The sequence below is a fragment of the Nesterenkonia lacusekhoensis genome (assembly GCF_017876395.1).
Taxonomy (GTDB): Bacteria; Actinomycetota; Actinomycetes; order Actinomycetales; family Micrococcaceae; genus Nesterenkonia; species Nesterenkonia lacusekhoensis.
Window position 1 is genome coordinate 1,149,016 of record NZ_JAGINX010000001.1, and the last position, 24,614, is coordinate 1,173,629.

Annotated in this window: 20 protein-coding genes; 13 read left to right on the forward strand and 7 right to left on the reverse strand. The window is 66.4% G+C overall.

What is annotated here, in order from left to right; genetic code table 11:
* Positions 1–23: 23 nt before the first annotated feature.
* Positions 24–1,397, reverse strand: a complete 1,374-nt coding sequence (gene lpdA / locus JOF45_RS05465) for a dihydrolipoyl dehydrogenase (RefSeq protein WP_210048387.1) — start codon at positions 1,395–1,397, stop codon at positions 24–26.
* Positions 1,398–1,473: 76 nt separating this feature from the next.
* Positions 1,474–3,063: a leucyl aminopeptidase gene (locus JOF45_RS05470; RefSeq protein WP_342591405.1), complete on the reverse strand. Its 1,590-nt coding sequence runs from the start codon at positions 3,061–3,063 to the stop codon at positions 1,474–1,476.
* A 162-nt stretch (positions 3,064–3,225) separates the two neighbouring features.
* Here JOF45_RS05470 and JOF45_RS05475 point away from each other — a divergent pair, with 162 nt between their 5' ends.
* From JOF45_RS05475 to JOF45_RS05485, 3 genes are all read left to right on the forward strand, one after another.
* Complete coding sequence (locus JOF45_RS05475) at positions 3,226–4,242, forward strand: PAC2 family protein (RefSeq protein WP_342591406.1); 1,017 nt, start codon at positions 3,226–3,228, stop codon at positions 4,240–4,242.
* Positions 4,243–4,344: 102 nt separating this feature from the next.
* Positions 4,345–5,727 (forward strand): DUF4192 family protein, encoded by a 1,383-nt coding sequence (locus JOF45_RS05480; protein ID WP_210048388.1) that lies wholly within the window; start codon positions 4,345–4,347, stop codon positions 5,725–5,727.
* Between the two features lie 101 nt (positions 5,728–5,828).
* Positions 5,829–7,241, forward strand: coding sequence for an RNA polymerase sigma factor (locus JOF45_RS05485; RefSeq protein WP_245324438.1), 1,413 nt, complete (start codon positions 5,829–5,831; stop codon positions 7,239–7,241).
* A 152-nt stretch (positions 7,242–7,393) separates the two neighbouring features.
* Here the strand turns inward: JOF45_RS05485 and JOF45_RS05490 are convergent, their stop codons facing one another.
* Positions 7,394–7,600, reverse strand: coding sequence for a DUF7455 domain-containing protein (locus JOF45_RS05490; RefSeq protein WP_210048389.1), 207 nt, complete (start codon positions 7,598–7,600; stop codon positions 7,394–7,396).
* Between the two features lie 256 nt (positions 7,601–7,856).
* Between JOF45_RS05490 and JOF45_RS05495 the strand changes: the two genes are divergently transcribed.
* The 5 genes from JOF45_RS05495 to JOF45_RS05515 all read left to right on the forward strand — a co-directional run bounded on the left by JOF45_RS05495 (position 7,857) and on the right by JOF45_RS05515 (position 13,361).
* Positions 7,857–9,938, forward strand: a complete 2,082-nt coding sequence (locus JOF45_RS05495; protein WP_210048390.1) for a DNA gyrase/topoisomerase IV subunit B — start codon at positions 7,857–7,859, stop codon at positions 9,936–9,938.
* Positions 9,939–10,016: 78 nt separating this feature from the next.
* Complete coding sequence (locus JOF45_RS05500; protein WP_210051332.1) at positions 10,017–10,964, forward strand: heme o synthase; 948 nt, start codon at positions 10,017–10,019, stop codon at positions 10,962–10,964.
* Positions 10,965–11,039: 75 nt separating this feature from the next.
* Entirely contained in the window at positions 11,040–11,390 is a 351-nt protein-coding gene (locus tag JOF45_RS05505) for an ATP-binding cassette domain-containing protein (protein ID WP_210048391.1), read from the forward strand.
* A gap of 43 nt (positions 11,391–11,433) precedes the next feature.
* A complete protein-coding gene (locus JOF45_RS13730; protein WP_425352354.1) occupies positions 11,434–11,694 on the forward strand; it encodes an AAA family ATPase in 261 nt (86 codons plus the stop codon).
* Entirely contained in the window at positions 11,691–13,361 is a 1,671-nt protein-coding gene (locus tag JOF45_RS05515) for a hypothetical protein (RefSeq protein WP_210048393.1), read from the forward strand. The genes JOF45_RS13730 and JOF45_RS05515 overlap by 4 nt, the downstream gene beginning before the upstream one ends.
* On the opposite strand, the gene adhP is transcribed toward JOF45_RS05515, so the two are convergent.
* A complete protein-coding gene (gene adhP / locus JOF45_RS05520; RefSeq protein WP_210048394.1) occupies positions 13,349–14,374 on the reverse strand; it encodes an alcohol dehydrogenase AdhP in 1,026 nt (341 codons plus the stop codon). The two genes, JOF45_RS05515 and adhP, sit on opposite strands and share 13 nt — an antisense overlap.
* 92 nt (positions 14,375–14,466) lie before the next feature.
* The gene (locus tag JOF45_RS05525) at positions 14,467–15,660 is read right to left on the reverse strand and encodes a sigma-54-dependent transcriptional regulator family protein (RefSeq protein WP_210048396.1); all 1,194 of its coding nucleotides are present in this window, start codon (positions 15,658–15,660) and stop codon (positions 14,467–14,469) included.
* A gap of 193 nt (positions 15,661–15,853) precedes the next feature.
* On the opposite strand from JOF45_RS05525, the gene adh reads away from it, so the two are divergent.
* Positions 15,854–17,377: an aldehyde dehydrogenase gene (adh, locus tag JOF45_RS05530; protein WP_210048398.1), complete on the forward strand. Its 1,524-nt coding sequence runs from the start codon at positions 15,854–15,856 to the stop codon at positions 17,375–17,377.
* Between the two features lie 18 nt (positions 17,378–17,395).
* Positions 17,396–17,785 (forward strand): DUF779 domain-containing protein, encoded by a 390-nt coding sequence (locus tag JOF45_RS05535; RefSeq protein WP_210048400.1) that lies wholly within the window; start codon positions 17,396–17,398, stop codon positions 17,783–17,785.
* Between the two features lie 25 nt (positions 17,786–17,810).
* On the opposite strand, the gene JOF45_RS05540 is transcribed toward JOF45_RS05535, so the two are convergent.
* Positions 17,811–19,070, reverse strand: a complete 1,260-nt coding sequence (locus JOF45_RS05540; RefSeq protein WP_342591407.1) for an MFS transporter — start codon at positions 19,068–19,070, stop codon at positions 17,811–17,813.
* A 34-nt stretch (positions 19,071–19,104) separates the two neighbouring features.
* Here JOF45_RS05540 and JOF45_RS05545 point away from each other — a divergent pair, with 34 nt between their 5' ends.
* Genes JOF45_RS05545 through JOF45_RS05555 form a run of 3 tightly spaced genes read left to right on the forward strand, consistent with a single transcriptional unit; the run spans position 19,105 to position 24,163 of the window.
* Positions 19,105–22,077, forward strand: coding sequence for a DEAD/DEAH box helicase (locus JOF45_RS05545; protein WP_210048402.1), 2,973 nt, complete (start codon positions 19,105–19,107; stop codon positions 22,075–22,077).
* Positions 22,067–23,377: a hypothetical protein gene (locus tag JOF45_RS05550; RefSeq protein ID WP_210048403.1), complete on the forward strand. Its 1,311-nt coding sequence runs from the start codon at positions 22,067–22,069 to the stop codon at positions 23,375–23,377. The genes JOF45_RS05545 and JOF45_RS05550 overlap by 11 nt, the downstream gene beginning before the upstream one ends.
* Before the next feature lie 51 nt (positions 23,378–23,428).
* Positions 23,429–24,163 carry a polyprenol monophosphomannose synthase gene (locus JOF45_RS05555; RefSeq protein WP_210048404.1) on the forward strand — a complete coding sequence of 245 codons (735 nt, stop codon included), beginning with the start codon at positions 23,429–23,431 and terminating at the stop codon, positions 24,161–24,163.
* Between the two features lie 77 nt (positions 24,164–24,240).
* Here JOF45_RS05555 and JOF45_RS05560 read toward each other — a convergent pair whose 3' ends face one another.
* A complete protein-coding gene (locus tag JOF45_RS05560) occupies positions 24,241–24,588 on the reverse strand; it encodes an RNA polymerase-binding protein RbpA (RefSeq protein ID WP_210048405.1) in 348 nt (115 codons plus the stop codon).
* Between the last annotated feature and the right edge of the window lie 26 nt (positions 24,589–24,614).

Here is a 24,614-nt window from a genome sequence, read left to right on the forward strand (position 1 = left end):
CTAGTCGTCTCGTTTGGGTGGACTCAGCCGTGCAGCGGGTGGCCGAAGAGGGCCATGGCGGCTTCGCCGAGGGCCTCATTCTGGGTCGGGTGGGCATGGACGAGGGTGGCCACATCCTCGGGGTAGGCCTCCCAGTTGACGATGAGCTGGGCCTCACCGATCTGCTCACCGATGCGGGTGCCGATGCCGTGGACGCCCACGATCGGACCGCCCTTGACGCCGACCATCTTGATGATGCCGCCGGTGCCGAGGATGGAGGACTTGCCGTTGCCGGCCAGGTTGTATTCGGTGATCTCGACCTGGTCCTTGCCGAACTGCTCCTCAGCCTTGGGCTGGGTGTAGCCGACAGACATGATCTCAGGCTCGCAGAAGGTGACCTTCGGGATGTTGATGTCCTCGACGATCACCGGGTTGTTGCCCACGATCTCCTCGGCGACGAAGATGCCCTGCTGGTAGCCGCGGTGCGCGAGCTGCAGACCGGGCACGATGTCGCCGATGGCGTAGATGTTGCCGACGCCGGTGTGGAGGCGCTCGTCGGTGATGACGAAGCCTCGGTCCAGGGTGATGCCCTGCTCCTCGAAGCCCAGGCCTTCGGTGACGGGGCCGCGGCCCACAGCGATCAGGCAGATCTCAGCCTCAAAGGTCTTGCCGTCCTCCAGCGTGACCTTCACGCCGTCGGAGGTCTCCTCGACGGACTTGAAGAAGGTCCCGAGATTGGACTTGATGCCGCGCTTCTTGAAGGAGCGCTCGAGCTGCTTGATGATCGAGGGATCCTCGTTGGGGACCAGAGTGGGCAGGCCCTCGATGATGGTCACCTCAGTGCCGTAGGAGGTCCAGGCAGAGGCGAACTCACAGCCGATGACACCGCCGCCCAGGACGATGGCCGACTTCGGAGTGCGCTCCAGCTCCAGAGCCTCTGTGGAGGTGATGATCTTGCCCGAGAGGGGCAGGCCCATCGTCTTGGAGGTGGAGCCGGTGGCCAGCACGATGTTCTTGGCCCGGTAGCGGGTGCCGCCGACCTCGACCGCATCCTGAGAGACGAGCTTGCCCTCGCCCTCGATGACCTGAACCTTGCGCATCTTCAGCAGGCCGGTGAGACCCTTGTGCTTACCGGCGACGATGCCGTCCTTGTACTCCTTGACCTTGGCCATGTCGATGCCCTCGAAGGTCATCTTCACGCCGTACTTCTCCGACTCCTTGGCCTCATCGGCGAGCTCGGCTGCGTGCAGATATGCCTTCGTGGGGATGCATCCGGTGTGCAGGCAGGTTCCGCCCAGCTTGGACTTCTCGACCAGGCCGACGGTCAGTCCGTGCTGGACGGAGCGCAGCGCTGCGGCGTAGCCGGCGCTGCCGCCGCCGAGGACGAGTACGTCGAATTCCTGAGGCTGATCAGCCACGGTGTTCTCCCTTGGGTTGCATGAGAATTGATGTCGATTTCTCTGAGTTTCAGCTTATCAGCGGCGCAGGGGGCGCTCAGCGTCCGATGGACTCCAGGTAGCTGATCAGCGTACGGACCATGACACCGGTTCCGGACTTGGCGGTGTAGCCGTAGGGGCTCTTCTCGTTGAAGGCCGGTCCAGCGATGTCGACGTGCGCCCAGGGGATCCGGCCGGCGTCCGGATCCAGAGAGGAAGCCTCGGCGTCGGACCGTTCGCCCACGAACTCGCGCAGGAACGCGGCCGCGTTGAGCATGCCGCCGAAGCGGTCCCCGGTGTTGGTCAGGTCGGCCACATCGGAGTCGAAGCCGGAGCGTGCCTCCTCCGGGATGGGCATGGGCCACAGAGACTCTCCGACCTGCTGCGATGCTTCGAACAGGGCGGTGCGCAGCCCCTCCTCGCCCATGACGCCGCTGGTGCGCACGCCCAGGGAGACCATCTGGGCCCCGGTGAGAGTGGCGATGTCGATGATCGCGTCCGGGTTCTCCTGCGAGGCGGCCACCAGCCCGTCCGCCATGACCAGGCGGCCTTCGGCGTCGGTGTTGAGCACCTCGACTGTCTTGCCTCCGTAGATGGTGATGACGTCCTCGGGGCGCTGGGCAGTGTCAGAGGGCATGTTCTCGGCCAGACACAGCCAGCCGGTGACCTTCACCGGCAGGTCGAGGTCCGCAGCGGCACGCACGACGGCGGTCACAGCGGCCGCACCGGCCATGTCCAGCTTCATCGTGGTCATCGCATTGGCGGGCTTCAGCGAGAGTCCGCCGGAGTCGAAGGTGATCCCCTTGCCCACCAGAGAGATATGCGCCACAGGCTTGGAGGGGGAGTGCTCCAGCCGCACCAGGCGGGGCTTGCGTGCGGAGCCGCTGCCCACACCCAGGATGCCCCCGAAGCCCTCCTTCTCCAAGGCCTTCTCGTCCCAGACCTTGGCCTTGAGCTTCGGTGCTCTGGTGGTGCCGCCTCCCTGAGCGGGGGCCTTGGTGCGGCCTGCCAGCTCTTCGGCGATCTCGGCGAAGGATTCGGGGTACAGGTGGCTCGGGGGAGTGTTGACCAGATCCCGGGTGGCGCGCACGGCTGCACCGATCACGGCCGCCCGATCCAGAGCCGGGCGGGTGTGACGGTCCTTCAGGTCTGTCAGGATGCTGATCGCACCGACCGGGGTCTTCGACTTCGCCTCTTCGGAGCTGCGGAAGTGGTTGAAGGAGTAGGCCCCGATGGCTGCGCCCTCTGCGATCGCGGCGACCTGCTCAGCGCTCGAGGCCGGCAATGCGAGGGCGACGGAATCGGCGCTGCTGAGCTGACGCACCGCTGAGCCGGCGGCTCGGCGCAGCGCTTCCAGGGACACGCCGCCGGTGGGCTCACCGGTGAGCGGCCCCACGCCGATCAGCACCAGGGTCTCGGACTTGAAGCCGTCGACTCCGGGCAGCCGCAGCAACTGGTCAGCGGCGCCCGAGGCGCCGAGGGCCTTGAGCGAGTCGGCCACGCTCTTGGCTGCCTTGTCGGCCAGGGGGTTGGGGAGAAGGATCGGGCCCTGCGGACCCTTGGCGACGCCGAGGACGAGAGCGTCGGCGTCGGTCTTCTCCACGGAGCTGGAGACGGCGGTCAGTGTGGGATGGAAGTCGTTGATCACGTCTGTCCTGTCTGATCCCCACCAGGGGACCGAATCGGTCGAACCTCTTTATCCGAGTCGATCCTATCCACAATCATCTGCGCCGGGGAATGCCGCGCCTATGCCCTGCGTTGTGCCCCGGACAGACGCACCGGCAAGCCTGTGCGGAGAGGAGAATGCGCTGTGAGAGACCCTTTGGACCTTCTGCATGTGTACCCGGCTGAACCGGGTTTCGTCGGCCAGGATGAGACCGGCGAAGGTGTCTACGACTACACCCTGCCTGACGGTGCTGTGCGGGCCGAAGGCGGTGACCTGATGCTGCGCGACGCCTCCGGCGCCTCTGAGGAGCGTCGGGACCTCAACATGCTCGTCTCCTGGGCGGGCCACGGCGATGCAGGCACGCTGAGCGAACAGCTCACCGATTCGCTGCTGAGCACGCTGCCGCACCGGCAGCTGGCCAGCTTCGACGCCGATTCGCTCTTCGACTACCGCACCCGGCGGCCGCAGGTGACGTTCTCCGAGAGTCGCTTCTCCGACTATCGCGGACCACATCTCGACCTCTACGAGGTGCGGGACTCCCAGGGCCAGCCGTTTCTGCTGCTCACCGGTGATGAGCCTGACTTCCAATGGGAGCGGGTCTCCGAAGCGGTGCTGGAGCTGATCGACCGCCTGGGCGTGCAGCTGGTGGTCGTGGTGGATTCCCTCGGCCTGCCGGTCCCGCACACCCGACCATTGGGACTGACCGCCCACGGCAATCGCGAGGATCTCATCGAAGGCATCTCCACCTGGGCCCCCACGGCTCAGCTGGAGGCCGGCTTCGGGCAGGTCCTGGAGATGCGGATCGACGAGTCCGGCCACGATGTGGTCGGCTACACCATCCATGTGCCCCATTACTTGGCCAACGGGAAGTATCCGCAGGTTGCTGTGGCGGCCCTGGAGTACTCAGGTGCGGCTCTGGAGCTGATGCTCCCCACTGACGAGCTGCGCGAGTCCGCCCGGCTGGTGGACCAGGACGTGAGTCGTCAGGTGGAGCAGAACTCCGAGATCCAGGCACTGGTCGCTCGGCTGGAGAAGAACTTCGATGAGCATGCCGGCACAGAGCAGCGCTCTCTGCTGGTCAAGAACGACGACGCCGTCCCCGACGCGGAGGAGCTCGGCGCGGCCGCCGAGGCGTATCTTCGCAACCAGAGTCAGGACTGATTTCCTCCACAGCCCAGCGTGCGGCTCACCTGCCGCGCGCGGCTCTCCACAGCTGCGCCTCAGTTCGGCGGGAGCAGCCTGCCGTCGGCACAGACTGGCGGCATGGATACACAGACACCCCTCTCACTGAACCGGCCCGGGGAAGCCTTGGCCCTGATCAGCTGGACCTTCGGGTTCCTTCCGAAGAATTCCCTCGTGGTCATCGGCCTGGATCAGGGGACCACCGGCGGCCATCTGCGCGTGGATCTTCCCGCGGGCGCCGCACAGGCGCCGGCGGAGAACCTGAGCGACTTCGCCGACAGCATCGCAGAATGTCTGCTCGGCGCCGGTGCCTCGCCCGTGCCTGAGGCGGCGCTGGTGCTGCTCTTCGCCCCGGAGGAGGCGGAACCCGGCCAGCGTCCCTATGGAGGGATGCTGGAGGCGCTGAAGGTGTCCTTCGCCACACGGGGTGAGGCTCCGATCGTCCACACCTGGTACGTCGGCGGGGACCGCATCCGAGACTATGACTGCGCTGATCGTCGCTGCTGCGGGTATCCCGGCCTGGACGTGCGGCGGGAGATGGATGCTGTCCTGCAGGACCATCCGCTCTTCGCCGTGCAGGGCCGGGGTAGACCTCGAGGCGGGCCTGTACCGGCGGCTCAGGGCCCGGAGGCTGTGGTCCGCTGGTTCGAGTCGTCTCCCCTCGAGACGGGGATGCCGACGGGAGAGGTGCTCTACAGCCGCGAGGAGGTGCAGCAGCTGCGCGAAGATGTCGCCGCCCACAGGAAACGGTTCGACTCCATGGCCGCCCAGGACGGGCGCCCTCCCTATGTCTGTGCTGCGGCCTGGGACGCTGCGATCTCGCGCACTGAGGTCAGCGGCTCCGCCGGATGGCTGGCGGAGTGCCCGGACCAGTTGGCCGCCATGCTGACCGCTGTGACCGACAGTGGGCTGCGTGATGCGATCATTCCGATGGCGGCGTTGGACTTCGACACGGCCCTGTGCGGGTACCTGGTGCTCTCAGCAGGGCCACGATCCGGTCGTCATCGGGAGAAGATCGCCGAACTTCTCGGGCGCGAAGGGCGACCGGCTCCGGGGGACCTCGATGCCGCGGTGGAGGACTTCCAGGCGGCGTTCCTGGGGGACACGGGTCGGCGGCCGGACTGGGCGCGCATCGATGCGCTTGAGATGGTGCTGAGAATGGCCCATGCCTTCGGGGACGCCCCGGCGCGCTCTCACATCCTCAGCCTTATGGTCTGGGTGGAGTGGGCCCGTGGACGCGGCAGCATCGCCGGGGCGTACGCCGACCGCTGCGTGGAGAGGTATCCGCAGAACCGCTTGGCCCAGCTGCTGAGCCGCTATATGGATGTGGGTGGCATCTGTCCCTGGGCTCAGGTCAAACAGCACAGTTGGAGCTGGAGCAACTATGAGCAGGGGAAATCTGTTCGAAAATTTCTGAGCGGGAGCGGGAATGAACAGAGCTCCAGCTCCGTTATGGCATGCTGAGACCCTGCATCCATTGTCTGGTCCAGCCCACCGGGCGGCTCTTCTGAGAGTCCGGAGAGGGGCTGTGCCGGGGCGACGGACTTGACAGGGTCATAGGTGTGTTGACCACTGGTCAGCCCATCGCCTTCGCACATCCGAGTCGGAAGGTCACCGTGCCAACAACTGCGTCCAAGACGAAAGAAGACAACGCAGCCGCTGCTGAGGCTGAGGAGAGCGCTGCTCAGAAGGGTAAGGCCGAGCAGGCCGCATCCGGCAAGAGCACCTCCTCGGCGAAGAAGCCTGCTGACAAGAAGACCGGAGGCCGTAGGAAGGCCGCTGATCCGGTGGACGAGGTGCTCGCCGAGGAGGAGAAGGAGAGCGCGGCGCCGACCGCCGCACTCGAGGCCGCCGTCGCCAAAGCCCTGGAGGATGGTGACGAGGAGGAGGTCGCCAAGAAGATCGCGGCCGCCGCAGGCGATGAGGAGAACGCCGCGGCCATCGTCGAGAACGCCAAGAAGGCCGTCAAGGGCGAAGAGGTCGAGGAGGAGGAGACCAAGGGCCGCGGCTTCGTGCTCTCCAACGCCGACGACGATGACGCCCCGGCCGTCCAGGTCGTCTCCGCCGGCGCCACCGCAGATCCGGTCAAGGACTACCTCAAGCAGATCGGAAAGGTCTCTCTGCTGAACGCTGAGCAGGAGGTCGACCTTGCCCTGCGCATCGAGGCCGGACTCTTCGCCGAGCACAAGCTCGCCGAGAACGAGATCAAGGACAAGCGACTCCGTCGTGACCTCGAACTGGTCATCGCAGACGGGCGCCGCGCCAAGAACCACCTGCTGGAGGCCAACCTCCGCCTCGTGGTCTCCCTGGCCAAGCGCTACACCGGACGCGGCATGCTGTTCCTGGACCTCATCCAGGAGGGCAACCTCGGCCTGATCCGCGCCGTGGAGAAGTTCGACTACACCAAGGGCTTCAAGTTCTCGACCTACGCCACCTGGTGGATCCGTCAGGCCATCACGCGCGCGATGGCCGACCAGGCGCGCACCATCCGCATCCCCGTGCACATGGTGGAGGTCATCAACAAGCTGGCCCGCGTCCAGCGTCAGATGCTCCAGGACCTGGGCCGTGAGCCCACTCCGGAGGAGCTGGCCAAGGAGCTGGACATGACTCCTGAGAAGGTCGTCGAGGTCCAGAAGTATGGTCGCGAGCCGATCTCCCTGCACACCCCCCTGGGTGAGGACGGCGACTCCGAGTTCGGTGACCTCATCGAGGACTCCGAAGCAGTCGTCCCCTCCGACGCCGTCAGCTTCACGCTCCTGCAGGAGCAGCTGCACTCGGTGCTGGACACCTTGGCCGAGCGCGAGGCCGGCGTGGTCGCCATGCGCTTCGGTCTGACCGATGGTCAGCCCAAGACCCTGGACGAGATCGGCAAGGTCTACGGGGTCACCCGCGAGCGGATAAGGCAGATAGAGTCCAAGACCATGTCGAAGCTGCGGCACCCCAGCCGTAGCCAGGTCCTGCGCGACTACCTCGACTGATCAGCTCTCAGGCGGTGGGCGCACGGCCCACCGCCTCCTCGGGAGGACGGGGCTGTACAGCTCGTCCTCCCGAGGAGGCGCCCCTGCGGAAGCCGATACAGAAATGCCCCCGGACAGTACCGGGGGCATTTCTGTATCGGGGCCGCTCAGGGTCAGGAGATCCTGGAGGATTCGTCGACCCATTCAGCGCTCTGCGGGCGGAGGTTCTCTTCCACCTGCCGTGCGTGGTGATTGCAGAAGAGCAGCGAGCCGCCGGAAGACAGCACTGCGCGGACGTAGGCCTGAGCACCGCAGCGGTCGCAGCGGTCCAGAGCGGTCAAGGTGGTCTGTGCTTCGAGAGTTCCCGTGGTTCCGGTCATGCTCTTCGCCTCCTCACAAATACGTGGTGTCATCCATATAACCACGGACACCTGCCGATCATTCGGCAGAGGGGCCCTCACACGGGCTGCTTTCGCTGACCGCGTACCGGCTCAGCACTCGGGACCCGTGGCAGAGCATCCGGGCCGAGCGCGTGGGTCCGAGCAGCCTGTGGGCGCCGGCTTCGGCGCTTCTGCGCCGTTTGGGAGCTCAGTCGGTCTACCCTGGACAGGTTCGGCTATATGCAGGAGGAGATTCGTGGCGCAGCGTTCCGAGTACGATGCCCGTCATCTGTCGGTGCTCGAGGGTCTGGAAGCCGTACGCAAACGGCCGGGCATGTACATCGGGTCCACCGACTCCCGCGGGCTCATGCACTGTCTCTGGGAGATCATCGACAACTCCGTCGATGAGGCCCTGGCGGGCTATGCCTCCACCATCTCGATCACCCTGCACCCGGACGACTCGGTCGAGGTCTCCGACGACGGTCGTGGCATCCCGGTCGATGTCGAGCCGCGCACCGGACTCTCCGGGCTGGAAGTCGTCTTCACCAAGCTGCACGCCGGCGGCAAGTTCGGCGGCGGCTCCTACAACGCAGTCGGCGGTCTCCACGGCGTCGGCGCCTCAGTGGTCAATGCCCTCTCCTCACGCCTGGACGCCAAGGTCACACGCGGCGGAAAAGTCCACCAGCTGTCCTTCCGCCGAGGCGAACCCGGAACCTTCGCGGGCTCCCGAGCCACACCTGACGCTGAGTTCACCCCGGCGGAGAAGGGCTCGCCGCTGGAAGCGGTCGGCAAGGCCAAACGCGGAGTCACCGGCACCACCATCCGCTACTGGGCAGACCGCCACATCTTCACTCCCGACGCCCGGTTCGACGACGAGGAGCTGGTCAACCGGGCCCGCCAGACGGCCTTCCTGGTCCCCGGGCTGCGCATCACCATCCGCGATGAGCGCGGTGCAGAGCCCGTCGAGGAGGTCTTCCAGTTCGACGGCGGCATCAGCGAATTCGTCGAGCACCTGACCCCCGATGCGGGCGTCACCGACATCTGGCGGATCCAAGGGCACGGCAGCTTCACCGAACGCATTCCTGTCCTGGACGGCGACGGCAAGTCGCATATGCAGGACGTCGAGCGCGACTGCGAGGTCGACATCGCCCTGCGCTGGGGGACCGGCTATGAGACCACGGTGCGCAGCTTCGTGAACATCATCGCCACGCCCAAGGGCGGAACACATATGTCCGGCTTCGAGCAGGCTCTGCTCAAGACCCTGCGCAAAGCTGTCGAGGCCAATGCACGCAAGCTCAAAGCCGGCAACGACAAGGTGGAGAAGGACGATGTGCTCGCCGGCCTGACCGCCGTGGTCACCGTGCGCATCGCCGAGCCGCAGTTCGAAGGCCAGACCAAGGAGATCCTCGGCACCCCAGCGGCACGCCAGATCGTGACCAAAGTGGTCAGCAGAGAGCTCGAGACTCGTCTGAACTCCACCAAGCGTGCTGAGAAGCAGCAGGCCACCACGCTGATGGAGAAGGTCGTGGCTGAGATGAAGTCTCGCATCTCCGCCCGCCAGCATAAGGAGACCCAGCGCCGGAAGAATGCGCTGGAGAACTCGTCGATGCCGGCCAAGCTGGTGGAATGCCGCTCCAAGGGGGTCGAGGACACGGAGCTGTTCATCGTGGAGGGCGACTCGGCGCTCGGCACCGCCAAGTTGGCACGGTCCTCAGACTTCCAGGCGCTGCTGCCCATCCGCGGCAAGATCCTCAACGTCCAGAAGGCCTCGATCGCCGATATGCTCTCCAACGCCGAGTGCGCTGCGCTGCTGCAGGTCATCGGAGCCGGTTCCGGCCGCAGCTTCGATCTGGAGGCGGCGCGCTATGGCAAGGTGGTGCTGATGACCGACGCCGACGTCGACGGCGCTCATATCCGCACGCTGCTGCTGACCCTGTTCTTCCGCTATATGCGCCCGATGATCGAGGCGGGCCGGGTCTTCGCGGCTGTGCCGCCGCTGCACCGGGTGGAGGTCATCCACTCCGGGCGCAGGGCCAATGAGATCCGCTACACCTATTCTGAAGCCGAGCTGAACCGGCTGCTCGCCGATCTGGAGCGCAAGGGGCTGCGCTATAAGGAGCCCATCCAGCGGTACAAAGGTCTGGGCGAGATGGACGCCGATCAGCTCTCGGAGACGACGATGGACCCTGCTCACCGCTCCCTGCGTCGCATCCGCGTCGAAGATGCCGAGGCGGCCGAGCGTGTCTTCGATCTGCTCATGGGGTCCGTGGTCGCTCCGCGCAGAGATTTCATCATCGAAGGCTCCAAGGCTCTGGACAAGGAACGGATCGATGCCTGAGACGACCCAGGCGGTGGAGAACACGCGCAACCATTCTTCTACGGAGCGTAGAAAAGGTACACTGGAGCGGTGACCGATCTGAGCACTCGCACCCCTGAGACCGATGCCCCGGAGAATCCCTCCCGCATCGGGTTCAAGCGCAAAGCAGCAGCCTATGTCTCGCTGACGAAGCCGCGTGTGATGGAGCTGCTGATCGTCACTGCGATTCCGACGATGTTCTTCGCCCAGGGCGGCCTGCCCGACCTGTGGGTGGCGCTGGCCACTGTGCTCGGCGGCGCCGCCGCCGCCGGCTCAGCAGGTGCGTTCAACTGCTATATCGACCGCGATATGGACAAGGTGATGAACCGAACCAAGAAGCGGCCGCTGGTCACCGGGGAGCTGACTCCCCGTGAGGCCCTGGTCTTCTCCTGGCTGCTGGGCCTGTTCTCCATGGTGGTGCTCTGGTTCGGCACGAACCCGCTGGCCACAGCGCTGGGCGCGGCAGCGATCTTCTTCTATGTGGTCATCTACACGATCATCCTGAAGCGGCGCACCGAGCAGAACATCATCTGGGGCGGCCTCGCCGGCTGCTTCCCGGTGCTCATCGCGTGGGCCGCAGTCCGTGACTCTGTGGAGTGGCCCGCCCTGGTGCTCTTCACCATCATCTTCCTCTGGACCCCGCCGCACTACTGGCCGCTGTCCATGAAGTACCGCACCGACTATCAGCTGGCCGATGTGCCGATGCTGGGAGCCATCGCCACCGCGAAGACCGTCTCAGTCCAGGTGGTGCTCTACGCCTGGGCCACTGTGGTGTGCTCCCTGCTCCTGGTCCCTATGGGATGGGCCGGCGTCACCTACACGGCAGTGGCCGTCATCGCCGGTGCCTGGTTCGTCTTCGAGTCCCACGTGCTCTACCGCCAGGCGCAGAACGAAGCGTTGACCGATAAGAAGGCTATGAAGGTCTTCCACCTGTCGATCATGTACCTGACGTTGCTGTTCGTCGGCCTCGGGTTCGATCCCTTCATCGGTTCACCCCTGATGGGCTGAGCTGACTCCTCAGCAGCTCCCGTTGTCATCCTTTTGGAGGATTCCGCCCCAGATCGGCGGTGTTGGCGTGGCGGAATGCGCGTTCTCTGTGAAGCTCTCACCGTCTCCGTGGAGGACGCGACCCTGCTGCCCGCCCTCTTTGCTGAGCTGGTCGGCCCGGGCCTCGTAGCGCTGACCGGTGCCAACGGCACGGGCAAGACCACCCTGCTGAAGATTCTGGCCGGCAGGATGCCTCCCACCAGCGGCAGCTGTGAGATCCGCAGCGAGGCCGAGGGCTTCTCCGGGGTCCCGGCTGAGCATGACCGGGGCTTTCGCGCGGCGGCGGCTTCGCTCATCGACACCCCGCCTATGGCCCGTGAGATGACGCTCTCCGAGCAGCTCACTATGGTGGGAGCCTCCTGGGGCGCCTCCGCCGGATTCTGCTGAAGAGACCTCCCACGGGCTCCTGGAGCGCCTCACGATCCCTCAGCTGGCAGGGCGCTTCCCCCATGAGCTCTCCGCCGGACAGCTCCAGCTCTTCGCAGTGGGGCTCACGTTGAGCCGCCCTGGGGGACTTCTCCTGCTCGATGAGCCGGAGCGCCATCTCGACGAGGAGCGGGTAGAGGCAGTGATCTCGGTGTTGGAAGAACGGGCATCCGCTGGGGCCCTGGTGGTCGCTGCCACGCACCGGGCAGAGATCATCGAGCGGTCTGCCCGGCAACTGGATCTCGGCCCTGTGGGCAGTCGATGAACGGGCCTGCGCGCACCGAGCTGGAACGGCTGCGAACCGTCCGGCATATCTACTCACGCAGGCAGGAGGCCACCGAGGCCACGGGCCGTTGGTTCAGCCTCTACGTGATCGCCCTGATGCTGGGCATCTATGTGGTGCCTACGGCGTACCTCATCGGAACATCCCTGAACGCGGCCACTGCCACGGCACTCACCGGTGACGGTGCCTTGGTCGTCATCAATGCCGTCCTCTGCCTCCTCAGCGCGCTGGCCTACCTGCTCGGCACGGGCCAGGGCCCGGCCTATCTCACGCCCTTCTTGGCGCACACGCTGCTCACCGGCGATTTCGAGCGCCGCAGAGTGCTCCTCCGGCCGACCCTCAGCATGATGACCTCTGTGGCCGCGGCGGTCGTCGGAGCCACGGCGGTCGCGGGCTTCTCCGTGCTGCAGACCGGCGTATGGGGCCCTGACCACCTCTGGCTCTTGTTGTCCGGTTCGCTCTTCACCGGTTTTCACTGTGCATTCTTCTGGTTCCTGGGACAGCGGTGGGCCGCCGTGCCGCGGCCGTCGACCGCCGGGCTGCTGATCTTTCTGACGCTCACGGTGTTCGCCGCAGCGCCCCTGGTGATTGCGAGGAGCATCTGGCTTGCACCCGGCGGTTGGTTCGCCCTTCTCTGGACGGACCAGGCCTCGGGTGCCGCGCTGGCGGTCTCCGGGGCGGTCGCCGTCGTCGGGGTGGCGCTGATGGTGCTGATCCCCTCTGCACTGGGCGGCATGCCTGCGCGGACGCTGATCGATCAGAGCAGGCGGATAGCCGATGCGCGGCTCTACAGCTCCACCGGCAGCTTCGACGACGCTGCCGAGCTCTTTCGTGACAGGCCCCGGCACCGTGGCAACGCGCTGATGCGCTGGGCAGTCCGGGGGCCGACAACCGGGCTGAGGGGCGCCTTCAGCGGGTTCGTCGCTGATGTGGCGGCGGCGACTCGGACCCCACGGCGGCTGGTGCTCGGGTTCTCAACAATGATGCTCGGGGTCCTGCTGGTCAGCCTGTGCCTCGGCGCCGCGGGCCCCGGGAGCTCTCAGGAGGACGAGGATCGTATGCTGATCCTCGTGCCGGCCATTCTGCTCGGCACGGCTCTGCTGCACCTTGGCAGCGGGGCCATCGCCGATGGATGGCGCAGCCTCAAAGACGAATTCGACGCCGCCCCACTCTTCGGGTGGGCTGCTCGGCAAGCAACGCTGCGGAGGCTGGCCTGGCCCTGCGCGGCAGGTCTTGTGGCTGTCGGCCTCGGGCATCTCACCGCGCTGACAGCCTCGTGGTGGCTCGGGGAGCACTCAGGCACCGCGATCGGATGGAGCCTCGTGCTGACCGGCATCGTTCTGTCCGCCCGCTTCATGCAGACCATGCGAAACCGCCAGATGCCCCTGGACTCGCTGGTCCCGATTCCCACTCCCTTTGGCGATCTCTCCGGGTTGAAGGTGTTGTTCTGGGTGGCCGAGGGCCTCGTGGTCTCTCTGACAGCGGCGCTGGGGATGCTCCTGCTTCCGTGGGCCTGGTGGGCCGTCCTGCTCACCTCAGCCGCCTGTCTTGCGGTGGCCGTGGCGACCGGATGGAGCCGGACCGGGCAGGCCTGGAGCACAGGAGCACCCCGAAGCCGCTGTAGGAACACGGGGACTCACGCTGAATAGTCGATGACCACCCGTCCGTCGATCTTCCCGTGCTGCATCTCATCGAAGACGGCATTGATGTCGTCCAGCGGTCGCTTGGAGAAGGTCGGGTGGATCAGCCCCCGAGAATAGAAGTCCAGCGCCTCGACCATGTCCTGGCGCGTTCCCACGATGGAGCCACGGATGGTCAGACCCTTCAGCACGATGTCGAAGATCGGAGCGGGGAAGTCTCCCGGCGGCAGTCCGTTGAAGACGATGGTTCCGCCGCGGCGGGTCATCGCGATGGCCTGGCCGAAGGCGGAGGGATGGACCGCGGTCACCAGCACGCCGTGGGCACCGCCGATCCTCTCGCTGATCTCCTGAGCAGGATCCCGGCCCTGGGCGTTCAGCGTGATCTCGGCTCCGTGGCGCTCAGCCAGTGCGAGCTTGTCATCGGCCACGTCGACGGCGACCACCCGCATTCCCATCGCGACGGCATACTGGACTGCGATGTGCCCCAAACCGCCGATCCCTGAGATGACCACCCACTGCCCCGGACGGACCCCCGTCGTCTTCAGTCCTTTGTAGACGGTGACGCCGGCGCAGAGGACCGGAGCGATCTCATGCGGGTCCGATCCTTCCGGGACAGCTGCCGCAAAAGCCGCGTCCACCAGCATGTACTCCCCGAAGGATCCGTCCACTGAATAGCCGCCGTTGGTCTGCGCTTCGCAGAGCGTCTCCCAACCGGTGCGGCAGTGTTCGCAGGTACCGCAGGCGCTCCACAGCCAGGCGTTGCCCACCATCTGGCCCACCTCGAGGTTCGTCACCCCCTCACCGAGCTCTTCCACGAGTCCGACGCCTTCGTGTCCGGGGACGAACGGTGGCGCGGGCTTGACCGGCCAGTCCCCTTCAGCGGCGTGGAGGTCGGTGTGACATACCCCTGAAGCGATGAGCTTCACCAGAACCTGTCCCGGCCCCGGTGCGGGACGGGGGTAGTCGGTCACTGCCAAGTCTTTTCCGAAGTCTTCGACGACGGCGGCTGTCATAGTGCTCATGGTGGCTCCTTCGTCACGGCTGATGTGCTTCTGATCGGTGCCCGCACCTTCTGAGTGCGGTGTACTCCGAAGCTACTGAGCTGGCCGTTGCATCAACGTTGCATGCGGGCGACCAGCGCCGCACGCTGGGGCGAGTCTGCCGGCAGAGTGCGCAGAGCGGTGTAGACGGCGTCCTCGTCCCCAGCTGTCTCAGGCAGCTGCAGGTAGCGCCAGAGCTCCTGACCCGACCCGTCTGAGAGCACGGACTCACGCAGCAGAACGGACAGCCGATGTCTGATGTGCAGAACCCCGGGAGCCTCGGAGAGGGGAAGGACCGGTCCGCCGTAGAGATCCAGGGCGGAGGAGCGATCGCCGGCGGTGAGGGCCCGTGCGCACCGGAGCACGTCGACTTCCGGGGCAGCAGAGAGGCGATATGGCCGGCTGAGGACCTGAAGGCCTTCGACAGGTGCTGAGTCGAGGACCCGGCGGAGTCGGAGGATCTCTGCTCGGAGTGCCACCTCATGTCCGGTCTCGCCGTAGAGCTGTGCTGCGAGCTCCCCGGCGCTCAGGCCTGTCTCCGGGCCGCCGGTGTACGCCTCCCAGGTCAGCAGCATCAGCAGTTCGGCCTGACGCAGGGTCAGGCGGACGCGCCTGCCGGCTGAGATCAGCTGGGGAGCCGCAGTTCCCAGCGCGGTGAGCTGCGGGTTGGAACTGCGCGCCGGCAGCACCTTCAGCTCGGCTTCCGCGGCCGAGATCGCAGCACAGATCAGGGGCAGCGAATGGGTTGCAACAGCCTCCGGGCCGCCGGTCAGATCGACCATCCCGAGCAGATTCCCTGTGTGCGGGTCGTGGATGGGGGCAGCGGAGCAGGAGAAGTGGTGTGCGGAGGAGGCGAAGTGTTCCTCCTGGTGAACCTGCGCGCCACGGCGGGTCGCGAGGGCAAGTCCCGGTGCCGAGGTTCCGATGGCATCTTCGGACCATTTGGCACCGGGCTGAAAGGCGGATCCCTCAGCCCGGCGGAGGGTGGGCCGGGCGCCGTCAACCCAGAGAAGACGCCCCTGTGCGTCACCGATGGCTGTGATCAGACCTGCGTCGGCGGCTGGTTCGATGAGTAGTCGGCGGAAGACGGGCAACACCAAGCGAAGCGGATGTTCCTCCAGGTAGGCGGCCAGATCCTGGTCGCCCAAGTCGATCGGTGCTGTGGCGGCAGCAGGATTCGCGAGGTAGCCGGCTGAGCGCCGCCATGATGCCTGCAGGTCGGGAGACAGCCTGCCCCAGGTCCGAGGCTCCTCCGGGAGTGCTGGCATGGCGCTCCTTCCGGTCATCGCGACGTGTTCTGCATCACATAGTAGAGAGCACTCCGGTGCATGTCACGACTTCTCGCTCACACCGGCGAGGCAGCAAGCCGGTGCAACGTCTATGCAACGCGTTGGGCCCTATGGTTCTCTTAAGTGATACGGATCACTTCCAAGGATTGCTTCGACCATCAAGGGAGTCATGATGAGCGTCTACGCACAGCCCGGCACTGAGGGCAGCATCGTCAGCTACCGGTCCCGCTATGACAACTACATCGGTGGACAATGGGTCGCCCCCGTGAAGGGGCAATACTTCGAGAATCCCTCACCGGTCAACGGCAAGGTCTTCACCGAAGTCGCACGCTCCACCGCAGAGGATATCGACGCCGCGCTCGACGCCGCCCATGCCGCGGCTCCGGCCTGGGGCAGCACCTCGGTCGCCGAACGTGCTGTCGTCCTGACCCGGATCGCGGACCGCATCGAGGAGAACCTCGAGATGCTGGCGGTCGCCGAGACCTGGGAGAACGGCAAACCTGTGCGCGAGACCCTCGCCGCGGATCTCCCGTTGGCAGTGGATCACTTCCGCTATTTCGCCGGAGCAATCCGGGCCCAGGAAGGCGGGATCAGCGAAATCGACGGTGATACCGTCGCCTACCACTTCCACGAGCCCCTCGGTGTGGTGGGACAGATCATCCCGTGGAACTTCCCACTCCTGATGGCTGTCTGGAAGCTGGCCCCCGCCCTGGTAGCGGGCAACGCCGTCGTCCTCAAACCGGCAGAGCAGACACCGGCCTCCATCATGGTGCTGGCGGAGCTGATCGGGGACCTGCTCCCCGATGGGGTGCTCAACATCGTCAACGGCTTCGGCGCAGAGGCTGGGGCCCCACTGGCATCCAGCCCACGCATCAAGAAGATCGCCTTCACCGGAGAGACGACCACCGGCCGGCTGATCATGCAGTACGCCTCGCAGAACCTCATACCGGTGACTCTGGAGCTGGGTGGGAAGAGCCCCAACATCTTCTTCGAGGATGTAGCCGCCGCTGACGACGCCTTCTACGACAAGTCGCTGGAAGGCTTCGCGATGTTCGCGCTGAACCAGGGTGAGGTCTGCACCTGTCCATCACGCGCGCTGATCCAGAACAGCATCATCGACGACTTCCTCGACGCCGCCGTCGAACGGACCCTAGCGATGAAGCAGGGCAATCCGCTGGACACCGAGACCCAGGTGGGAGCCCAGGCCAGCAACGACCAGCTGGAAAAGATCCTCTCCTATCTGGACATCGGACAGAAGGAAGGCGCCCAGGTCCTCACCGGTGGGCAGCGGATGGATCCGGGAGAAGGTCTCTCCGAGGGCTACTACGTGGCTCCAACGATCTTCCGCGGAGACAACAGCATGCGCATCTTCCAGGAGGAGATCTTCGGTCCGGTGGTCTCTGCGACCGGCTTCGACACCTATGAGGATGCCATCTCAGTGGCTAACGACACCCTCTACGGGCTCGGAGCGGGAGTCTGGTCCCGCAGCGGAAACACCGCCTATCGTGCTGGACGGGAGATCCAGGCCGGCCGCGTCTGGACCAACTGCTACCACCAGTATCCGGCCCACGCGGCCTTCGGAGGCTACAAGCAATCCGGCATCGGGCGGGAGAACCACCGGATGATGCTGGATCACTATCAGCAGACCAAGAACCTGCTGGTCAGCTATTCCGAGGACAAGCTGGGATTCTTCTAGGCCTTTGAGGAGGGAAGCATGGGTGCCGAACGAGTCGCCATCACGGAGGAGGCCGCTGCCCTGCTGCGCACCCTGCGCGAGGACCACGGGCAGCCGCTGATGTTCCATCAGTCTGGGGGCTGCTGCGACGGTTCGGCGCCCATGTGCTACACCCAGGGCACCTTCATGACCGGCCCGGCCGATGTGCTGCTCGGCGAGCTCGAGCCCGGCACGCCTGAGCCGGTGCCGGTATGGATCTCCCGAGCGCAGTTCGAATACTGGTCCCACACGCACATCACCATCGATGTGACACAGGGGCGCGGCGCCGGGTTCAGCATCGAAGGGCCCACCGGACACCGGTTCATCGTGCGCTCCAGACTGTTCACCGATGAGGAGGCCGCGGAGCTGAGCCCGGTACGCACCGGCTGAGCCGCAGCAGACGCGCAGCAGCAGTTCAGAGCAGCCCGGCCCGACGTCGGGTGGTCCGGTTGGCATGATCGGAGTACCGGGGCAGCCAGCGCTGCATCCCGGCGGAGGACAGCGGGCCCATGGCCGCGGCCACCCAGACCCCCACGGCCAGGGAGCCCAGGGCCGCACCGCCGGACAGGATCAGCGGACCGGCGCCCATTCCGATATCGGTGAGCAGGCGCCAGATGCCCAGGAACTGCGGGCGGCCCACCTCCGGGGAGACATCTGAGGAGATGGTCATCATGATCCCCGAGCCCAGTCCGTTGGCGAAGCCCAGCAGGACACCGATGATCGCCAGCCCGGAGGCCGTGGCGGTCACGGGGACCAGAGCCATTGCGATACCCAGCAGCACCATGGCCGGCACCCCCAGCCAGAGCCGCCCGCAGCGGTCCATGACCTTGCCCGCGGGGTAGAAGAGCAGCATGTCGATGCCGCTGGCCAGGCCGAAGATCAGCGAGATGGTGGTGGGGTCCAATCCGATGTGCTCGCCCCACAGGGGGATCACCTGCTGCCGGGCACCGCGGATGATGCCCACCAGCAGCGCAACCGTCCCGAGGGCCAGGAACTTCCGACGGTGCTCCACCAGGATGTCCAGCAGCGTGGGCTTGGCGGCAGGGGAGCGGGCGGCGTCGGCGTCGAGCTCTGCGTGGGCGGAGGGATGGGACCTCTGCCGTGGCTTGGCCAGCAGCACGGTGACAGTGGCCGCCGCAGAGGTGACCACGGCGACCAGGAAGACGCCGCGGGTGTCCCCGCCCAGGGTCACCAGGGCACCCAGGAAGGGGCCGACGAACTGGCCGATGCGGTGCACCCCGCCGAGCGTGGAGAGCACGCGTGCCCGCTGGGTCACCGGGGTGACCACGGTCAGATAGGAGTGCCGCGCCAGCTGGAACACGGCATTGGCGGCACCCACCACGAGGATGGCCGTTCCCAGTGTGATCAGCGAAGGTGAGAGAGCCGCCGCCAGGAAGGCCGCGCCCGCCAGCGAGCCGGCCAGCAGCAGTGCAGCGCGGTCGCCGAGTTTGGAGGCCAAGGCGCCGGCGGGAAGGTCTGCCAGGATCTGGCCCAGCGGCAGCATGGCCGCGATCAGACCTGCCGTCGCCAGAGAGGCTCCCTGCTCCACCGCGAAGGGCGCGATGATCGGCAGGATCGCACCGAGGCCCGCGCTGAACACGAAGGCTGGGATCAGCGCCCCGAGGACCACAGTCCTGAACGGGAAGATCGGCTGACGACTCGGTGAGGAGGGCACAACGAGCCATCCTATAGGCATTAGGCTGGAGCCTATGAGTTCTCCGGACGAGGAGCAGCGCTCTCCTGCAGAACGGTATGCGGCCGCCCGACAGCGGGCCGCCGAAGCTGCGACTGAGCTGGGCGCCTTCCGTGCCCAGCAGAGCTTCGACCTCGATGAGTTCCAGCTTCAGGCCTGCCGGCACCTGGAATCCGGTCAGGCAGTCCTGGTGGCCGCGCCCACCGGTGCGGGAAAGACGATCGTGGGGGAGTTCGCGGTCCATCTGGGCATCGCCCAGGGCAGCAAGACCTTCTACACGACCCCCATCAAGGCACTGTCCAACCAGAAGTACCAGGAGCTGGTCGAGGAGTACGGTGCCGACCGCGTGGGGCTGCTGACCGGGGACACCAGCATCAACTCCGAGGCGCAGGTGGTGGTGATGACCACCGAGGTGCTGCGCAATATGCTCTACCAGAACTCCACCACGCTGGACGACCTGGGCTATGTGGTCATGGACGAGGTCCATTACCTGGCCGATCGCTTCCGCGGCGCAGTCTGGGAAGAGGTCATCATCCACCTGCCCGAGCACGTGCAGCTGGTGGCGCTGTCGGCGACGGTGTCCAATGCCGAGGAGTTCGGCGCCTGGCTGGACACCGTGCGCGGCGAGACCGCTGTGGTGGTCTCCGAGCACCGCCCGGTCCCGCTGTGGCAGCACATGCTCTTCGACCACGAGCTGCACGACCTCTTCATCACCCCGGAGGACGGCAGGACAGGGCGGCGTTCAGGCGGTCCGCACAGTGACCCGAAGTCTCTGGTGAACCCGGAGCTGCAGCGGATGACTCTGCAGCACTCCGGCCCTCCCTCACGGCGTTCCGGCGGGCACCGATCGCGTGGTCGTGGGCGCCGCGACATGCACCGAGACCACCGCAGCAGCGCTCACCGTGGGGGCAGGGACCACAGTGAGGTCTCGAAGATCTCCGGATCCCCGGCAGGTCGCCCTCGGCTGAACCGGCCCAAGATGATCCGAGCGCTGGACCGCGACGGTCTGCTGCCGTGCATCACTTTCATCTTCTCCAGGGCCGGCTGCGAGGCTGCGGTGGAACAGTGTCTCCATGCCGACCTGCGGCTGACCACACGCGAGGAGACGCAGGAGATCGCCTCGCGCGTGGAAGCCATGGGGTGGGAGCTGCCCGCGGAGGACCTCGCAGTCCTGGGCTTCGACAGCTTCCGTGAGGCGCTGATCAACGGCGTGGCCTCTCACCACGCCGGGATGTTGCCGCCCTTCAAAGAACTCGTGGAGGAGCTCTTCGCCGAAGGGCTGCTGAAGGTGGTCTTCGCCACCGAGACCCTCGCACTGGGCATCAACATGCCCGCCCGCACCGTGGTGCTGGAGAAGCTGGACAAGTTCAACGGCGAATCTCACGAGGACATCACCCCGGGGGAGTACACCCAGCTCACCGGACGGGCCGGACGTCGCGGCATCGATGTCGAAGGCCACGCCGTCGTCGTCTGGCAGCCCGGGATGGACCCACGCCAGGTGGCCGGACTGGCCTCCAAGCGCACCTATCCGCTGAACTCCAGCTTCCGGCCCAGCTACAACATGGCGGTCAACCTCACGGCACAGTTCGGACGACGCCGGGCCCGCACCATTCTGGAGTCCTCCTTCGCGCAGTTCCAGGCGGACCGCGCGGTCGTCGGCCTGGCCCGCGATGTGGCCAAACGCGAGTCCTCGCTGAAGGGCTATGAAGAGGCGATGGCCTGTCATCTCGGGGACTTCGGCGAGTACGCCGCCATGCGGCGCCAGCTCAACGATCTGCAGAAGGACCAGGCCAAGGCACGGAACCGCCAGCGCCGCCGCGAGCTGGTCCGCGTCCTGGCGGCGCTGCAGCCCGGCGATGTGATCGAGGTCGACGGCGGCAAGCGCCGACTGGGCACCTGTCTGGTCGTGCACACTGCGCCCGAGCATGACCCGCGGCCCGGAGTCATCACCGAGCAGGGCAAGCTGCGCAACGTCACCGTGGAAGACTTTCCGCAGCCGCCAGAGGTCATCGCCAGCATCCGGCTGCCCCGCAAACCCCAGGTCAAGGTGCCCAAAGTCCGCCGTGACCTGGCCGCCTCCATGCGTTCGGCAGTCCATGACCGGGTCCCGCCCCGGAAGAACGCTCCGACTGCCGGATTCGGCTTCGTCGAGGACGCTGGCGGCGAGGAGCAGGTGGAGCAGCTGCAGTCACAGCTGCGTCGGCACCCGTGCCACAGCTGCAGCGATCGGGAGGACCACGCCCGCTGGGCCGAGCGCTGGTGGAAGCTGAAGAAGGAGACCGATCAGCTCAAGCAGAAGATCGATCGCCGCACCGGCTCCATCGCCAAGACCTTCGACCGAGTCTCCGGCGTGCTCTACGACCTCGGCCATCTGCAGCCGGCCGACCCCGAGCAGATGCCTACCGCCGACCCGGTCGGAGAGGAATGGGCGCGGGCCGAGTTCGTGGTCACAGAGCGTGGACAGCGCCTGCGCCGCATCTACGGCGAGCGTGACCTCTTCACCGAGCTGCTGCAGGAGCGCGGGACGCTCTCAGCGCTGAAGCCGGAGGAGCTCGCGGCCTTCTCCACACTGCTGGTCTATCAGGCCAAGCGTGAGGATGAGGGTGCGATGCCCGTCATGCCCACCAAGGGGCTCAGCGATGCCACACGCACGGCCTTGGAGGTCCACGCAGATCTGGAGGCTCTGGAGAAGCAGCATCATCTCGAGCCCACCTCCGCCCCTGAGCTGGGACTGGCGCTGCCCATGTACGCGTGGGCCTCCGGACAGAGCCTCCGCAGTGCCCTGGAGGATACGCCGCTGGCCGCCGGAGACTTCGTCCGGTGGGCCAAGCAGTGCATCGATGTGCTGGACCAGCTGGGCAAAGTCCCGCATACCCCAGCCAAACTCTCTGCCGCCTGCCATGAGGCGGTGGACCTGATCGCCAGGGGAGTGGTGGCCTACTCCTCTGTGAGTTACCAACCGACGGAGGAAGACCTCATTGACGACTGAGAGCACATCGGCGACCCGCGCGCCTCGCCTGCTGATCAACGGGACCGTGCACAGCACCACAGAGCCCTACGCCGAATCCCTGCTGGTCAAAGACGGCCTGGTGGCCTGGGTCGGGGATGAGGACACGGCCCGCCGGGGCACCGAGGACACTGTTGAGGTCCAGGATCTGGACCGCGCACTGGTGGCGCCCGCCTTCATCGGCTGGGTCGATTCCCCGGTGCTCGACGGCCCGGAGCCGGCGGACAGCCGCCCCGCTCTCGATCAGGCTCTGACGCTGGGCTACGGCGCCGTGCGCTTGGACCTGCGGATCTCCCGGGAGCGGTTCCTCGGTCTGCGGATCAACACGGCGGAGGGAGAGCAGAGCTTCGACCGCTATGACGCTCCGGGGGTGGTGGAGCAGCTGCTGCAGCAGGTCCTCACGGAGGCGCGCGAGCACCCGCTGCCGGTCTTCCCCCATCTGCATGTGACTGATATGGGCGGGCTGGACCTGGAGGATCCGCGGTCCTCCAGCTTCCTGACCGAGGTGGTCCAGATGATGCGAGTCTTGGACGAGGCCGCGGGCGCACCGCTGGCCCTCGCCGTCAGCACGGAGGATCTCTTCGCCGGGCGCAGCACCGATCAGGCCGAGGAGATCCTTCTGGAGATCCGACGGACGGCCAGCGGAGCTCAGCGGCAGCTGATCATCGACGGAGCCGACGACGCCGGCGCCGCAGCAGCCGGGGACCGTGCGGCCGCGCTGGTCGATGCTGTGGTGTCGTCCCATGAGCGGCTGCGCCGGGAGAAGATGACTCCTTCGCCGGCCACACCTACTGTGCTCTCCGGCTTCGACACCTCGGATCGCCACCTGTGGGAGCGTCTGCTGAACACCGGGGTGCATGTGATCTTCCGCGCGCCGGGGCACCTGGCCACCGCACTCAGCGTGGGTCTGCCCTCCAGCGCAGCGCCGGAACAGGGCCGCAACCCGTGGGAGCTGATCTCCCAACACGTCCACCATGATGCGGATCCCGTCTCGGTCCGGGCCGGCTTCAATGCCCAGGTCCGCGGCGCCTACCGCTCACTGGCCGGCGGCGCTGCCGGTGGGGCGGCCGGCGGCCAGCTGAATCCTGGAGCCCCGGCCACCTACGCCGTCTGGGAGGTGGACTCTCTGGCGGTCCAGACCCCTGACTCCCGGACCGCCGCCTGGTCCACCGACGCGCGTGCCAGGACCCCGCTGCTGCCGTATCTGGACGGGGAGAGCTTCCCCGAGCTGGTCCACACGGTGATCGACGGCGCCATCCTGTTCAGCCGTGACGCCGAGTAGACTGTCACCGCCTCACCGACGTACCAGCTGCAGAAGGGCACGAAGTCACCTGTGAAGACTCTGACGATCATCCCGACCTATAACGAGATCGAGGCACTGCCGATCACGGTGGAGCGGCTCCGCGCCGCTGTTCCTGACTCCGACGTTCTGATCGTCGACGACAACAGCCCTGACGGCACGGGGGACCTGGCCGAAGAGATGCATGCCGCTGACCCACAGATCCACGTGCTGCATCGCACCCAGAAGAACGGCCTGGGCGGTGCCTACATCGCTGGATTCGGCTGGGGCCTGGAGCGCGACTACGACGTCTTCGTGGAGCTCGACGCCGACGGCTCCCACCAGCCCGAACAGCTGCCCGCGCTGCTGGCTGCGGTGGATGAGGCTGACCTGGTCATCGGCTCGCGCTGGGTCCCCGGCGGCTCGGTGGTCAACTGGCCGTTGCACCGTAAGCTGATCTCCCGCGCCGGCAGTCTCTATTCGCGAACGATGTTGGGCCTGAAGGTCCGCGACATCACGGCGGGCTATCGAGCCTTCCGCCGAAGCACGCTGGAGGACATCGACCTGACCAGCATCGAGTCGGTGGGATACGGGTTCCAAGTCGATATGACCTTCCGCGTGGCACGTCAGCGCAAGACCATCGCCGAAGTGCCCATCACGTTCGTGGAACGGACCCTCGGCGCCTCCAAGATGAGCTCGGACATCGTGGTCGAGGCCATGGCCAATGTGACGAGATGGGGTCTGCGGGCGCGCGGACAGACTCTGGCCCAGAAGCTGGGCACGCGGTGATGCGCTCAGCCCAGACATAGAGAAGCCCCCGTCGGACACCCGACCGGGGCTTCTCTATGGGGCGGGGAAGACGAGGCTCAGGCGTCGACCTTCTCGCCGCGCCGTTCACGCAGAATCTTCAGACGATCCTGCAGGATCTGCTCGAGCTCCTCCTCGGAGCGACGCTCCAGCAGCATGTCCCAGTGGGTGCGGACCGGCTTGTCCGGAGTCTCATCGGGCTTGGAGCCGTCCACCAGGACGCCCTCCTTGCCTGTGGGAGAGGTCCAGGTGGGAGGGATCTCGGCATCGGCGGAGAAGGTGACGACGATCTTCTCGCCGTCCTCGCAGACATACTCCACGTCCTGACGCGGAGCTGGCTCCACACCGTGCTCGGTCTCCATCGACTGCGCACCCAGGCGCATACCGCGCAGACTGCGATCGCTCATAGCTCTTCCTCCAGCTCTCGGGACAG